This window comes from Photobacterium sp. WH24, assembly GCF_019204055.1.
GTDB classification, from domain to species: Bacteria; Pseudomonadota; Gammaproteobacteria; order Enterobacterales; family Vibrionaceae; genus Photobacterium; species Photobacterium arenosum.
This window is the reverse complement of the sequence record NZ_JAGSOZ010000017.1, coordinates 1-15,322: the sequence shown is the minus strand read 5'-3', so window position 1 is coordinate 15,322 and position 15,322 is coordinate 1. Positions and strand designations below refer to the sequence as shown.

General features: G+C 50.1%; 12 protein-coding genes. 2 read left to right on the top strand and 10 right to left on the bottom strand.

What is annotated here, in order from left to right; genetic code table 11:
• Positions 1-20: 20 nt before the first annotated feature.
• Positions 21-1,085: a uroporphyrinogen decarboxylase gene (gene hemE, locus KCG43_RS17380; RefSeq protein WP_192017294.1), complete on the bottom strand. Its 1,065-nt coding sequence runs from the start codon at positions 1,083-1,085 to the stop codon at positions 21-23.
• A 244-nt stretch (positions 1,086-1,329) separates the two neighbouring features.
• Between hemE and KCG43_RS17375 the strand changes: the two genes are divergently transcribed.
• Positions 1,330-1,509, top strand: coding sequence for a hypothetical protein (locus tag KCG43_RS17375; protein WP_192017377.1), 180 nt, complete (start codon positions 1,330-1,332; stop codon positions 1,507-1,509).
• Between the two features lie 41 nt (positions 1,510-1,550).
• On the opposite strand, the gene nudC is transcribed toward KCG43_RS17375, so the two are convergent.
• A complete protein-coding gene (nudC, locus tag KCG43_RS17370) occupies positions 1,551-2,345 on the bottom strand; it encodes an NAD(+) diphosphatase (RefSeq protein WP_218386510.1) in 795 nt (264 codons plus the stop codon).
• 160 nt (positions 2,346-2,505) lie between these two features.
• Between nudC and rsd the strand changes: the two genes are divergently transcribed.
• On the top strand, positions 2,506-2,991 hold the full coding sequence (rsd, locus tag KCG43_RS17365) for a sigma D regulator (protein WP_192017292.1): 486 nt from the start codon (positions 2,506-2,508) through the stop codon (positions 2,989-2,991).
• Positions 2,992-3,197: 206 nt separating this feature from the next.
• On the opposite strand, the gene rpoC is transcribed toward rsd, so the two are convergent.
• From rpoC to secE, 8 genes are all read right to left on the bottom strand, one after another.
• Complete coding sequence (rpoC, locus tag KCG43_RS17360; protein ID WP_192017291.1) at positions 3,198-7,415, bottom strand: DNA-directed RNA polymerase subunit beta'; 4,218 nt, start codon at positions 7,413-7,415, stop codon at positions 3,198-3,200.
• 94 nt (positions 7,416-7,509) lie between these two features.
• Entirely contained in the window at positions 7,510-11,535 is a 4,026-nt protein-coding gene (gene rpoB, locus KCG43_RS17355; protein ID WP_192017290.1) for a DNA-directed RNA polymerase subunit beta, read from the bottom strand.
• A 222-nt stretch (positions 11,536-11,757) separates the two neighbouring features.
• Positions 11,758-12,123, bottom strand: coding sequence for a 50S ribosomal protein L7/L12 (rplL, locus tag KCG43_RS17350; protein WP_027254128.1), 366 nt, complete (start codon positions 12,121-12,123; stop codon positions 11,758-11,760).
• Positions 12,124-12,184: 61 nt separating this feature from the next.
• The gene (gene rplJ / locus KCG43_RS17345) at positions 12,185-12,673 is read right to left on the bottom strand and encodes a 50S ribosomal protein L10 (RefSeq protein WP_192017289.1); all 489 of its coding nucleotides are present in this window, start codon (positions 12,671-12,673) and stop codon (positions 12,185-12,187) included.
• A 239-nt stretch (positions 12,674-12,912) separates the two neighbouring features.
• On the bottom strand, positions 12,913-13,614 hold the full coding sequence (gene rplA / locus KCG43_RS17340; protein ID WP_192017288.1) for a 50S ribosomal protein L1: 702 nt from the start codon (positions 13,612-13,614) through the stop codon (positions 12,913-12,915).
• A gap of 4 nt (positions 13,615-13,618) precedes the next feature.
• Entirely contained in the window at positions 13,619-14,047 is a 429-nt protein-coding gene (gene rplK, locus KCG43_RS17335; protein ID WP_027254131.1) for a 50S ribosomal protein L11, read from the bottom strand.
• A 125-nt stretch (positions 14,048-14,172) separates the two neighbouring features.
• On the bottom strand, positions 14,173-14,718 hold the full coding sequence (nusG, locus tag KCG43_RS17330) for a transcription termination/antitermination protein NusG (RefSeq protein ID WP_027254132.1): 546 nt from the start codon (positions 14,716-14,718) through the stop codon (positions 14,173-14,175).
• Between the two features lie 12 nt (positions 14,719-14,730).
• Positions 14,731-15,108, bottom strand: coding sequence for a preprotein translocase subunit SecE (gene secE / locus KCG43_RS17325; protein WP_161459318.1), 378 nt, complete (start codon positions 15,106-15,108; stop codon positions 14,731-14,733).
• Positions 15,109-15,322 lie beyond the last annotated feature (214 nt).

Here is a 15,322-nt window from a genome sequence, read left to right as displayed (position 1 = left end):
CTGGTGTCATCAGCCGCCGCTTACTTGTGATAAGGGGCAGACAGCTCATGGACCGCCTCGACAAAGACGCCGGCATTTTCCGGCGGTACGTCGAGATGGATACCGTGGCCCAGGTTAAAGACATGGCCCGTGCCTTCACCGAAGCCAGACAGAATACCGGCCACTTCTTCACGGATACGCTCTGGCGACGCGTACAGCATGGACGGGTCCATATTGCCTTGCAGGGCCACTTTGTCACCCACACGGCGCTTGGCGTCGGCAATATCAATGGTCCAGTCCAGACCCACCGCATCACAACCGGTTGCCGCAATCGCTTCCAGCCACATACCACCGTTTTTGGTAAACAGGGTCACAGGGACACGGCGGCCTTCGTTTTCACGGATCAGGCCATCGACAATCTTGTGCATGTACTGTAGCGAAAACAGCTGGTAATCACGCGGGGTCAATACGCCACCCCAGGTGTCAAACACCATCACTGACTGGGCACCGGCTTTGATTTGAGCATTCAGGTACTGAATCACACTGTCGGCCAGTTTATCCAGCAATGCATGCAGAACTGCAGGTTCGGCGTACATCATTTTTTTGATTTTTGTAAACGCCTTAGTGCTGCCGCCTTCCACCATGTAAGTAGCCAGCGTCCACGGGCTGCCGGAAAAGCCAATCAGCGGCACCTCACCTTTCAAATCTTTTCGGATTTGACGCACGGCGTTCATAACATATTGCAGCTCACCTTCCGGGTCAGGGATACCTATCTTATCGACATCGGCTTTACAGGTGATAGGACGCTCGAATTTTGGCCCTTCACCGGTTTCAAAATACAGTCCAAGACCCATAGCATCCGGAATGGTCAGGATGTCAGAAAACAGGATAGCGGCATCCAGCGGAAAACGGCGCAAAGGTTGCAGAGTCACTTCGCTGGCCAGTTCAGCATTCTTACACAGCGACATAAAGTCGCCAGCCACGCCGCGGGTTGCACGGTATTCTGGTAGATAACGGCCTGCCTGACGCATCATCCATACAGGGGTGCAGTCAACTGGCTGCTTGAGTAAAGCACGCAGATAGCGATCGTTTTTCAATTCTGTCATTGTCAACATCCTGGCAAATAATTGAGTACATTGTAACACCCTGATCCGGCAACAGCAGCTATGCATTCACCCTGAATGGCAATTAATGCCGCGTAGAGCACATCGCTTGTCAGCCGTACGGTTTAAGCATCTGCTGTTTCATTTTTGGCAATCTAATGTTGCAGATATTTTAATCAATAGCCTATCGGTTCTCTGATACTGTTATTAACAGCCAACATCGGCTAATGCAAAAATTGGAGGATCTATGGACCTGCAAGTTGTTATCGAATTTACTGAAACCGGTGTGTACAAAGACCGCTGTTGGGAAAACTCTTTCAAAGCCATGAAAGGACAGCTGCATAAAGTCACCCCGCATTATGCCGCACACCTGATTAAGCATTCCAAAGCCATTTTCCGCGGACTGCCAGAAAGCCACTCAGGCTGATAGGAGCCTGGGTCCCTTCCAGTAAATTATCTCCCTGGCATTTACTGGTCACCATCTTTCCGGATTGCTGCTTCCTGCCTGATAGCCTCGCAAGTAGCCTGAATAAGACGATGCGCAATCGTCCCTGGTGGCGCGATCTGCGGTAACTGATCATGTTTAAACCAGCGGGCATCCACCAGCTCTTCGTAATCCGGACGGATAACACCACTTTGGTGTTCCGCCAGAAATCCCATCATAATGTTGGACGGAAACGCCCAGGGCTGACTGTCAAAGTAGCGGATATTGGTCACTTCAATACCCGTCTCTTCTTTGACTTCACGAGCCACACATTGCTCCAGGGTTTCTCCGGCTTCAACAAAGCCGGCAATAACGGTATACATGCCACTTTTGTGGCGGGGATGCTGCGCCAGCAAAATGCAGTCATCTTTCTTCACCGCAACAATGATACAGGGAGCAATGCGCGGATAATGGTAGCTGTCACAGGCCTGGCATCGCATGGCCTGTGCACTGTCGGCCAATGTCGTTTTCCCGCCGCAGGAAGCACAAAACGCCTGCGTCTCGCACATATGGGATAACTGCATCGCTTTGCCGGCCAGCGCAAACAGATCCTCATGTTCGCGAAGAAATTCCCTGAGAGAATAAAATTTTTTATCGGCCAATAAATCAGGATCTTCCAGCCATCTCACCGGGTATCCCTGATGAAAACCGATCACGGTGGATCTTGCAAGATCCAAGTCAGTAAAGCCTTCCAGTGTAAGCGGTAACTTACCATTTTCTAAATAAATTCTGCGGTCACGAATGACACACCAGTAGCTGTGTTCTTGCTTTTTTGACATTAGCTGCTCCTCCATCCTTGCAGGGTATCAGTTTTGCTGGCAATCTAAACCTAACAGTGGAATTTGGCTTTGCCATATTGGTACTCTTAGTGTCACTAAGAGTTTGACAGGTATTGTTTTCGGCTCCTGCTTCTTGCGGGGCGATCATGAGGACATGGTCATGCTTAGTAAATTCGAACAAGTGCAAAAACAATGGGGTGGCAACAATGATGTCATCGATCATTGGCTGATGTCGAGGCAGCAGCTGCTGATAGATTACTGCAAATTAGCAGGCTTACCTCCCTTTGAAAATAAATCCCGGCAACTTCCCACGTCATCGCAGCTCCAACTCTTCAGCCAGCAACTGGTTGATTACATCTCCGAAGGTCACTTTAAAATTTATGACAAGGTGATGGCAAGGTGGCAGGCGACCGGATATTCCCCAACCACAGAAATCTCACAGCTCTACAACAAAATTACTGATACCACAGATCCCTTGCTGAATTTTGCAGACCGCTATTGTGAGATCACAGACGACAGTGATGATTGGGATAATTTTGATAACGAATTGTCCATGGTGGGTGAACAAATCGAATTAAGGTTCGAGCTGGAAGATGATCTGATTGAGCTGATCAGTGAAAGTTTAGCCGTTCCACCCGGCGCTTAATCACAGCAAATCACACGCTGTGCTACCAAGAACGGGTAATCAGAATCCCTGATTACTGTATGCATCTTTGTCTGTTTAAAATCAGCCAGAGCCCAAAAACAGTCAGGCCGCTGAAAACACATAACCAACGAATTTAAACATAAAAACAAAAGGCACCCCTGAGGGTGCCTTTTTCAGTTTTCGGTTATGCAAGAACCAAACAGATCTTAATCTTCGTCGTTCAAACCGGCATTCAGCAGTGCTGCCAGGTCTTGAGACGCCTGCTCGGCATCAACCTGAGGCTCTACCGGAGCCAGATCCGCATCACGACGACGCTGACGCTGCTGGTGATAAGAGAAACCTGTACCCGCAGGGATCAAACGACCCACGATGACGTTTTCTTTCAGACCACGCAGCTCATCACGCTTACCGGCAACCGCAGCTTCAGTCAGTACGCGAGTCGTTTCCTGGAACGACGCGGCAGAGATGAAGGACTCAGTAGCCAGAGACGCTTTGGTAATACCCAGCAGATCACGCTCAAACAGTGCAGGCTGCTTGTCTTCAGCAATCAGCTGACGGTTGGCGATGTTCACGCGGGAGAATTCCACCTGCTCGCCTTCCAGGAACTCAGAGTCACCCGGAACCGTAATGGTTACCTTACGCAGCATCTGACGGATGATAGTCTCGATGTGCTTATCGTTAATCTTAACGCCTTGCAGACGGTAAACTTCCTGAACCTCGTTAACGATGTATTCTGCTACCGCGTGAACGCCACGCAGACGCAGGATATCGTGTGGAGCTTCCGGACCATCGGCAATAACATCACCTTTTTCAACTTTCTCGCCTTCAAAGACGTTCAGCTGACGCCACTTAGGAATCATTTCCTCATATGGCTGGCCGTCAGTTGGGGTGATGATCAAACGACGCTTACCTTTGGTCTCTTTACCGAAGGATACTGCACCTGTGATTTCAGCCAGGATTGCAGGCTCTTTCGGCTTACGCGCTTCGAACAGGTCAGCAACGCGTGGCAGACCACCGGTGATATCTTTCGTACCGCCAGATTCCTGAGGAATACGAGACAGCGTGTCACCGATACCAACCGCAGAACCGTCTTCCAGCTGAACAATGGCTTTACCCGGCAGGAAGTACTGCGCAGGCATATCTGTACCCGGAATCATGACATCGTTGCCTTTGTCATCAACCAGTTTCACCATTGGACGCATATCTTTACCTGCACCGGTACGCTCGGCACCGTCCAGGATTACGATAGAAGACAGACCGGTCAGGTCGTCCGTCTGGCGAGAAACCGTCACACCATCGATCAGATCCACAAACTGGATATGACCTGCCACTTCAGTAATGATTGGCATTGTGTGTGGGTCCCAGTTCGCCACCACTTCACCGGCTTCAACCGCATCGTTGTCGCCTTTGCCCAGCATCGAACCGTATGGCAGCTTGTAGCTTTCCTTGGTACGACCGAACTCATCAACAATAGTCAGCTCAGCAGCACGCGAAGTGATAACCAGCTTGCCATCGTTATTAGTAACGAACTTGGCATTGTGCAGCTTCAGAGAACCTTTGTTCTTCACCTGAATACTGTTTTCTGCTGCCGCACGAGAAGCCGCACCACCGATGTGGAACGTACGCATCGTCAGCTGTGTACCTGGTTCACCGATGGACTGTGCTGCCACAACGCCGACTGCTTCACCCTGGTTAACCAGGTGACCACGAGCCAGGTCACGACCATAACAGTTACGGCAACAACCGAAGTCGTTTTCACAAGTAACAACAGAACGCACTTTAATCTGGTCAACTGAGTTGTCTTCCAGAATGTCACACCACTTCTCGTCCAGCATAGTGTTGCGTTGAACCAGTACTTCTTCAGTACCTGGTTTCAGCACATCATCGGCCACGACTCGACCCAGTACGCGATCTCGCAGCGGCTCTTTAACATCACCACCTTCGATCAGCGGCATCATAGTGATACCTGCGTGCGTACCACAGTCATCAGCTGTGATCACCACATCCTGGGCAACGTCTACCAGACGACGAGTCAGGTAACCTGAGTTCGCTGTTTTCAGTGCCGTATCCGCCAGACCTTTACGCGCACCGTGCGTGGAGATGAAGTACTGGAGTACGTTCAGACCTTCACGGAAGTTCGCGGTGATTGGCGTTTCGATGATCGAACCATCTGGTTTCGCCATCAGACCACGCATACCCGCCAACTGACGAATCTGTGCAGCCGAACCACGAGCACCGGAATCGGCCATCATGTATACACTGTTAAACGATTTCTGCTGTTCTTCTTTACCTTCGCGGTTGATAACTGTGTCAAACGACAGGTTATCCATCATCGCTTTAGCAACCTGTTCGTTCGCGGTTGCCCAGATATCGATCACTTTGTTGTAACGTTCGCCAGCGGTTACCAGACCGGACTGGAACTGATCCTGAATTTCTGCAACTTCAGCTTCAGCTTCAGCGATCTTGGTGTACTTAGCGTCTGGCACCACCATGTCGTCGATACCAACAGATACACCAGACAGGGCCGCGTAAGCAAAGCCTGTGTACATGATCTGGTCAGCAAAAATGACAGTTTGCTTCATACCCAGTTCACGGTAACAGGTGTTCAGCAGGTTCGAGATCTGCTTCTTACCCAGTGCTTCAGTGTTCACCAGGCTGTATGGCAGACCCTTAGGCACGATTTGCCACAGCATGGCTCGGCCAACAGTGGTGTCCATCAGCTGGGTGTTTTTCACCAGCTCACCTTGCTCGTTTTTCACGTGCTCAGTGATACGCACTTTAACGCGAGCATGCAGCTCTGCATTACCGGTACGGTACGCTTTCTCTGCTTCCGCAGAGCCGGCCAGGTACATGCCTTCGCCTTTAGCGTTGATCTTGTCGCGGGTCATGTAGTACAGACCCAGTACAACGTCCTGAGACGGTACGATGATTGGATCACCAGACGCCGGAGACAGGATGTTGTTGGTCGACATCATCAGCGCACGTGCTTCCAACTGCGCTTCCAGCGTCAGCGGTACGTGTACCGCCATCTGGTCACCATCGAAGTCGGCGTTATAAGCCGCACAGACCAGCGGGTGCAGCTGAATCGCTTTACCTTCGATCAACACAGGTTCAAACGCCTGGATACCCAGACGGTGCAGTGTTGGTGCACGGTTCAGCATAACCGGGTGTTCGCGGATCACTTCGTCCAGGATATCCCAAACAACAGCTTCTTCGCGCTCAACCATCTTCTTGGCAGCTTTGATGGTGGTCGCCAGACCACGGGTTTCCAGCTTGCCGTAGATGAACGGTTTGAACAGCTCCAGTGCCATTTTCTTCGGCAGACCACACTGGTGCAGACGCAGGTATGGACCTACGGTGATTACCGAACGGCCTGAGTAGTCGACACGCTTACCCAGCAGGTTCTGACGGAAACGACCCTGCTTACCTTTGATCATGTCAGCCAGAGATTTCAGCGGACGCTTGTTCGAACCCGTGATGGCACGACCACGACGACCGTTGTCCAGCAGTGCATCCACAGACTCTTGCAACATACGCTTTTCGTTACGTACGATGATGTCTGGGGCAGCCAGATCCAGCAGGCGCTTCAAACGGTTGTTACGGTTGATCACACGACGGTATAGGTCGTTCAGATCAGAGGTCGCGAAACGACCACCGTCCAGCGGTACCAGAGGACGCAGATCCGGCGGCAGTACAGGCAGTACTGACAGGATCATCCACTCTGGGTTGTTACCGGATTGAACAAATGCTTCTACCAGCTTCAGACGCTTGGTCAGCTTCTTGCGCTTGGTTTCAGAGTTGGTTTCTTCCAGCTCTTCACGCATCAGTTCGATTTCAGCATTCAGATCCATGTTGGCCAGCAGTGCTTTCACTGCTTCGGCGCCCATGCGCGCGTCGAACTCATCGCCCCACTCTTCCAGCGCGTCCAGATACTGTTCTTCAGACAGCAGCTGACTACGCTCAAGATTGGTCATGCCAGGTTCGATAACCACATAAGATTCGAAATAAAGCACACGCTCGATATCACGCAGCGGCATGTCCATCAACAGACCGATACGGGATGGCAGTGATTTCAGGAACCAGATGTGGGCAACAGGAGAAGCCAGCTCAATGTGACCCATACGCTCACGACGTACTTTGGTCTGAGTAACTTCTACACCACATTTTTCACAGATCACGCCGCGGTGCTTCAGGCGTTTGTATTTACCACAAAGACATTCATAGTCTTTGACCGGGCCAAAGATACGTGCACAGAACAGACCGTCACGCTCAGGCTTAAAGGTACGGTAGTTAATGGTTTCTGGCTTTTTCACTTCACCAAAAGACCATGAACGAATCATGTCAGGTGAAGCAAGACCGATTTTGATCGCATCAAATTCTTCGGTCTTGTGCTGTGCTTTCAGAAACTTAAGTAAGTCTTTCACATTCGGCTCCTGTGAGGAGTTGACCCATAAAGGCGCCGTGGCGGCGGCGCCTTCATATTGATACCGGATTCAAGTAGTACTGACAGTGTCAGGCTTACTCGTCTTCCAGCTCGATGTTGATACCCAACGAGCGGATCTCTTTCAACAGTACGTTGAAGGATTCCGGCATACCTGGTTCCATACGGTGATCGCCATCGACGATGTTTTTATACATCTTCGTACGGCCATTCACGTCATCCGATTTCACTGTCAGCATTTCCTGCAGCGTATAGGCGGCACCATAAGCTTCCAGTGCCCACACTTCCATCTCACCGAAGCGCTGACCACCGAACTGAGCTTTACCGCCCAATGGCTGCTGAGTTACCAGACTGTACGAACCGGTAGAACGGGCGTGCATCTTGTCGTCGACCAGGTGGTTCAGTTTCAGCATGTACATGTAACCAACAGTTACAGGACGCTCAAACTGCTCACCGGTACGGCCATCAAACAAATTCAGCTGACCCGATTCTGGCAAGTCTGCCAGTTTCAACAGCTCTTTGATTGCTGGCTCAGGCGCACCGTCAAAGACAGGTGTCGCGATCGGCAGACCCGCACGCAGGTTCTCAATCAGGGTACGAACTTCATCATCAGACATAGATGCAATATCAACATTCTGACGGGTATCGCCCAGATCATAGACCTTCTGAAGGAATTCGCGGAACCTATGCAGTTCCTGCTGTTCTTTCAGCATCTGATTGATCTTGTCGCCGATACCTTTTGCCGCCAGACCCATGTGAGTTTCCAGGATCTGACCGATGTTCATACGCGAAGGTACACCCAGTGGGTTCAGTACGATGTCGACCGTCTGGCCTTTCTCATCGTAAGGCATGTCTTCAACCGGACAAATCTTCGAGATAACACCCTTGTTACCGTGACGGCCGGCCATCTTATCACCAGGCTGAATACGGCGTTTAACGGCCAGATAGACCTTAACGATCTTCAGGACGCCAGGGGCCAGGTCATCACCTTGGGTGATCTTACGACGCTTGGTTTCGAACTTCTTATCGAACTCAGATTTCAGCTCGTCGTACTGCTCTGCCAGCTGCTCCAGCTGGTTTTGCAGTGACTCATCATCCAGAGTCTGAGAGAACAGCTTCTCACGGTCCATTGAAGACACACGCGCGTCATCATAACCGGCAGACAGCAGCAGAGTACGGACACGAGCCAGCAAACCACCTTCCAGGATCTGGAATTCTTCGGTGATATCTTTCTTCGCTTCTTTCAGCTGCATCTCTTCAATTTCGAGTGCACGCTTGTCCTTCTCTACGCCATCGCGCGTGAAGACCTGAACGTCGATGATGGTACCAGACACAGAGTTAGGTACACGCAGCGACGAGTCTTTCACGTCAGACGCTTTTTCACCGAAGATGGCACGCAGCAGTTTCTCTTCTGGCGTCAGCTGAGTCTCACCCTTAGGCGTTACTTTACCAACCAGAATATCGCCACCCTTCACTTCCGCACCGATGTAAACGATGCCGGACTCGTCCAGTTTGGACAGGGCTGCTTCACCCACGTTCGGGATGTCTGCTGTGATTTCTTCCGCACCCAGCTTAGTATCACGTGCCACACAGGACAGTTCCTGAATGTGGATAGTCGTCAGGCGATCTTCCTGAACCACACGCTCAGAGACTAAGATGGAGTCTTCGAAGTTGTAGCCGTTCCAAGGCATGAACGCGATACGCATGTTCTGGCCAAGAGCCAGCTCACCCAGGTCAGTAGACGGACCATCAGCCAGCACGTCACCACGTGCTACAGGTTCACCCGGCATCACAGTTGGACGCTGGTTGATACAGGTGTTCTGGTTAGAACGGGTGTACTTAGTCAGGTTGTAGATGTCGATACCGGCTTCGCCCGGTACCAGCTCGTCTTCGTTCACTTTGATAACGATACGAGACGCATCTACCGACTGAACCATACCGCCGCGTTTAGCCACCGAGGTTACACCGGAGTCAACCGCTACCGCACGCTCAATACCTGTACCTACCAGCGGCTTATCAGCACGCAGAGTCGGTACTGCCTGACGTTGCATGTTCGCACCCATAAGGGCACGGTTAGCATCATCGTGCTCCAGGAACGGGATCAGGGACGCTGCCACAGATACCACCTGGTTGGTTGCAACGTCCATATACTGAACGTGGTCACGTGGGTGAAGACCAGATTCACCTTTGTGGCGGGCAGTGATCAGCTCATCGGTAAAGCTACCGTCTTCTTCAAGAGCGGCGTTTGCCTGAGCGATAACAAACTGACCTTCTTCAATCGCTGACAGATAATCAATCTGGTCGGTAACCTCACCATCAACCACTTTGCGGTATGGTGTTTCCAGGAAACCGTACGGGTTACAACGCGCAAATACAGACAGCGAGTTGATCAGACCGATGTTCGGACCTTCAGGGGTCTCGATAGGACACAGACGACCGTAGTGCGTGGCGTGAACATCTCGAACTTCAAAGCCTGCACGCTCACGTGTCAGACCACCTGGACCCAGGGCAGAAATACGACGTTTGTGCGTCACTTCTGACAATGGGTTGTTCTGATCCATAAACTGAGACAACTGAGAAGAGCCAAAGAACTCTTTCACTGCCGCAGAGATAGGCTTAGCGTTGATCAGATCCTGTGGCATCACAGCATCCAAATCGCCCAGGCTCAGACGTTCTTTAACTGCGCGCTCAACACGTACCAGACCGACACGGAACTGGTTTTCAGCCATTTCGCCAACACTACGGATACGGCGGTTGCCCAGGTGGTCGATATCATCAACTTCACCTTTACCGTTACGAATGTCGATCAGCTTACGCATCACGTCGATAATATCGTCGTGATCCAGCGTGCCAGAACCTGTTGTTTCTTCACGTACCAGAGAGCTGTTGAACTTCATGCGGCCAACCGCAGACAGGTCATAGCGATCTTCAGAGAAGAACAGGCTTTCAAACAGCTGCTCTGCCGCTTCGCGCGTTGGTGGCTCACCAGGGCGCATCATGCGGTAGATTTCAACCAGGGCGCTCAGACGATCTGTTGTACTGTCAATACGCAGGGTATCAGACATGTACGGACCGTAATCCAGGTCGTTGGTAAACAGCACTTCGATGGCTTTGTGGCCAGCCTGAGACAGCTTAGCCAGAATTTCCAGGCTCAGCTCTTGGTTAGCTTCAACAATCAGCTCACCCGTGTCTTCATTCACATATTCACGTGCTGACACTTTGCCCACGATGTACTCAACCGGTACTTCGATGTGGTCAATGTTATCTTTCTGCAGCTGTCGGATATGGCGCGCAGTAATACGGCGGCCTTTCTCAACGTACACAGTGCCGTTCGCTTCAATATCGAAGCTCGCAGTTTCACCACGCAGACGGTCTGGCACCAACTCCATAACCAAAGACTTGCCCTGTACTTCGAAATTGATCTTCTCGAAGAACAGGTCAAGGATTTGCTCAGTGGTATAGTTCAGCGCACGCAGAATGATAGACGCAGGCAACTTACGACGACGGTCGATACGAACGTAGACGTTATCCTTTGGATCAAACTCGAAATCCAACCATGAACCACGGTAAGGAATGATGCGTGCGTTATAAAGCACTTTACCTGAGGAGTGGGTTTTACCCTTATCGCTGTCGAAAAAGACGCCCGGGCTACGGTGCAGCTGGGATACGATAACCCTCTCGGTACCGTTAATAACGAATGTACCGTTATCTGTCATGAGCGGAATTTCGCCCATGTAAACTTCTTGTTCTTTAATGTCTTTTACTGTGCCAGCTGGTGCGTCCTTGTCATACATAACAAGACGTAATTTCACGCGTAACGGCGCGGAATATGTTACACCACGAATCTGACATTCTTTGACATCGAACACCGGCTCACCGAGACGATAGCTAACGTATTGCAGCTCGGAATTGCCGTTATAGCTCTGAATTGGGAATACAGAACGAAAGGCAGCTTCTAGACCGTAATGCCCTTCCGGATCCTGCTCGATGAACTTATCAAAAGACTCAAGCTGGATCGACAGCAAGTAAGGTACATCCAATACTTGAGGACGCTTACCAAAATCCTTACGGATACGCTTTTTCTCGGTATAAGAGTAAACCATAGGTTCCTCAGATCGCTGATAAGTGATCCAAACTACCTCTAGTAAGAGGCAGTGACTAATAACATTGTTTGTAGCAGGAACAGCACTGGAGTACAGGCTGTGATTTGCACGGGAAGCGGTTGCAAAACAATGTGAAAAACACCACTACCCTACAGCGCAAAAGGGCCGGTGGCTTTTTAGCCACCAGCCCATAGCCATAAAGGCTAAGAAATTAAGTAATAATTACTTGATTTCAACAGATGCACCAGCTTCTTCCAGCTGAGCTTTCAGAGCTTCAGCTTCAGCTTTCTCAACACCTTCTTTCAGAGGTGCTGGAGCGCCGTCAACCAGAGCTTTAGCTTCTTTCAGGCCCAGACCAGTTGCGCCACGTACTGCTTTGATTACAGCAACTTTGTTACCGCCAGCAGCAGTCAGGATTACGTCGAATTCAGTTTGCTCTTCAGCAACTGCTTCAGCAGCGCCGCCAGCAACTACTGCTGCAGCAGCAGTAACACCGAACTTCTCTTCCATTGCTTCGATCAGTTCAACAACTTGCATTACAGACATTTCTGCAACTGCGTCTAGGATTTGCTCGTTAGTGATAGACATAACAATTCTCTTTTAAAGTCAACAATTAGTTTAAATAGCAACCAATAAAAAACCAAACTTATTAAGCGGCTTCTTTCTGATCGCGAATAGCTGCAATAGTACGAACCAGCTTGCCAGCAGAAGCTTCTTTCATGCACATCATCAGACGTGCGATAGCTTCGTCGTAAGTTGGCAGTTTCGCCAGAACATCTGCATCAGTCAGTACGCCTTCGAATGCAGCAGCTTTGATCTCGAAATCTTTGTTCTCTTTAGCAAAGTCTTTGAAAAGACGTGCTGCGGCACCTGGGTGCTCTGTAGAGAAAGCCAGCAGAGTAGGGCCTACGAAAGTGTCAGCAAGACACTCGTAGTTAGTACCTACTACTGCACGACGAGCCAGAGTATTACGAACAACACGTACGTAAACACCCGCTTCACGCGCTTGTTTACGCAGAGTCGTCATAGCACCCACGGCTACGCCACGAGAGTCAGCAACAACTGCAGACAGGGCACCACTGGCAGCTTCGTTGACTTCAGCAACAATTGCCTGTTTGTCTTGAAGGTTTAAAGCCATTGGATTTGCTCCTGGATTGTGTTTACCCACTCACTGCAAAATTGCAGGAGAGTTTGTACGGCGCAGATCCAAGAAAGACAGTAAATCAATCATGTTCCTGGCACCGTCTACGTAGGTTGAAGTATTAAGTTCTGAGAACACCTACGGTCTAGGACGAAGATCCCGGCAGAATGCTGCCCAGATCTTAGCCATTAATTCGAAACGCAGGATTATACATAATCCCAGCGATTCTGCAAATATTAAACGTTAGCGTCCAGAGTATTCTGGTCTAGCGCCACACCTGCACCCATAGTGGTAGAGATGCTGACTTTCTTGATGAAAGTACCTTTAGCTGATGCAGGTTTTGCTTTTTTCAGCGCAACCAGCAGAGATTCCAGGTTAGCTTTCAGTTTGTCAGCGTCGAAATCAACCTTACCGATAGTGGTGTGGATGATACCGTTCTTGTCGTTACGGTAACGAACCTGACCCGCTTTAGCATTCTTCACAGCTTCAGCAACGTTAGGCGTTACAGTACCCACTTTCGGGTTAGGCATCAGGCCACGAGGACCCAGGATAGTACCCAGCTGACCAACAACGCGCATTGCGTCTGGAGAAGCGATAACAACGTCAAAGTTCATTTCGCCTTTCTTAACCAGTTCAGCCAGATCTTCCATACCAATCAGATCTGCACCCGCTTCTTTCGCTGCTTCAGCGTTAGCACCTTGAGTGAAAACCGCTACGCGGACATCACGGCCAGTACCGTGTGGCAGTACAGTTGCGCCACGAACGTTCTGATCAGATTTACGAGCATCGATACCCAGGTTAACTGAAACGTCAACACTTTCTACGAATTTAGCAGTAGCCAGTTCTTTCAGCAGAGCAACAGCTTCGTTGATGTCGTACTCGCGAGTAGCGTCAACTTTCTCACGGATTACGCGCATACGCTTAGTTAGTTTTGCCATTGTCTTAACCCTCAACTACCAGACCCATTGAACGGGCAGTACCCGCGATAGAGCGCTTCATCGCTTCGATGTCGGCACCAGTCATGTCTGCAGCTTTAGTTTCTGCGATCTCTTGGATCTGAGCTTCAGTCACTTTACCCACTTTTTCAGTGTTAGGACGGCCAGAGCCTGACTTAACACCAGCTGCTTTCTTCAGCAGAACTGCAGCAGGTGGAGTTTTAGTAACGAAAGTGAAAGAACGGTCGCTATAAACAGTGATAACCACTGGAGTTGGCAGACCTTTCTCCATTGAATCTGTTTTAGCGTTAAACGCTTTACAGAATTCCATGATGTTCACACCGTGCTGACCCAGAGCTGGACCAACTGGTGGAGATGGGTTTGCCATACCAGCTGCAACTTGCAGCTTGATGTAAGCTTCTACTTTTTTAGCCATTGCTTAATTACCTTAATTTGGGTTCAAACGTCTGCTTTTAGCAAACAGACTCCCCGTCTAACGAAAGGGCGCGAAATTATAGTGTAATTCCACGCCCTTGACAATATGACTTGATTACTTATTGATCAGTTTTTCTCAACCTGACCAAACTCCAGTTCAACCGGAGTCGCACGGCCGAAGATAGAGACCGAGACTTTCACACGGCTCTTGTCATAATCGACTTCTTCAACCACACCGTTAAAGTCAGCAAACGGACCATCCGTCACGCGAACCACTTCACCCGGCTCAAACACAGTTTTGTGAACAGGCGATTCACTCGCCTGCTGCAGACGATTCAAAATCGCAGCAGCTTCTTTGTCTGAAATTGGCGCCGGACGATCAGATGTTCCGCCAATGAACCCCATCACACGAGGAATACTACGTACCAGATGCCAGGTTTCATCATTCATCACCATCTGTACGAGAACGTAACCAGGGAAGAACTTACGCTCGCTTTTGCGGCGCTGGCCAGCACGCATTTCCACTACTTCTTCTGTAGGTACTAATACCTCGTCGAAGTAGTCTTCCATGCCATGCATCTTGATATGTTCACGTAGTGACTGTGCAACTCGCCCTTCAAAACCAGAGAAGGCCTGCACAACATACCATCGTTTTTTTGGAGCTTCGCTCATGAACTCTTACCTCTATACACCGGTAACCAGGCGGACCAAACGGACCATAATGCCGTCGATGCCCCACAGGGCTAACGCCATAATGACAGTGACAGCTAAAACGATAAAGGTTGTCTGCGTAGCTTCCTGACGAGTTGGCCACACTACCTTGCGGACTTCCATGCGCGATTCACGGGCAAAAGTGATCGCTGTTTTACCTTTTGCTGTTAGAGCTGCAACACCACCAGCAGCGGCAACCAGGACCACTACAGCTGCGGCACGCAACGCTACAGATACATCACTGTACAGGTAATTACCAACCACCGCGGCTGCCAGCAGGGCAAATACAACAACCCATTTCAGGCTATCCATGCTACTAGAGCTGCTTTGGTTTTCGGCATTCGCTTTCATACAACCAACCTGTAACTTGTCTCAATATAGACGAAAATAACCTCGCAGGTAGCGAGGCTTCTAAGGATTAAGTAAATCCCTTTCGTAACGCTCTGTACACCTTAACGCATTTTTTACTCGGCACACTGACCAAAAAATACGCTAATCTGAGGCGGAGCGTAGAAAAAGGGCATCAAATGATGCCCTTTTTCGTGCCTTGTCGTCAAATATTATT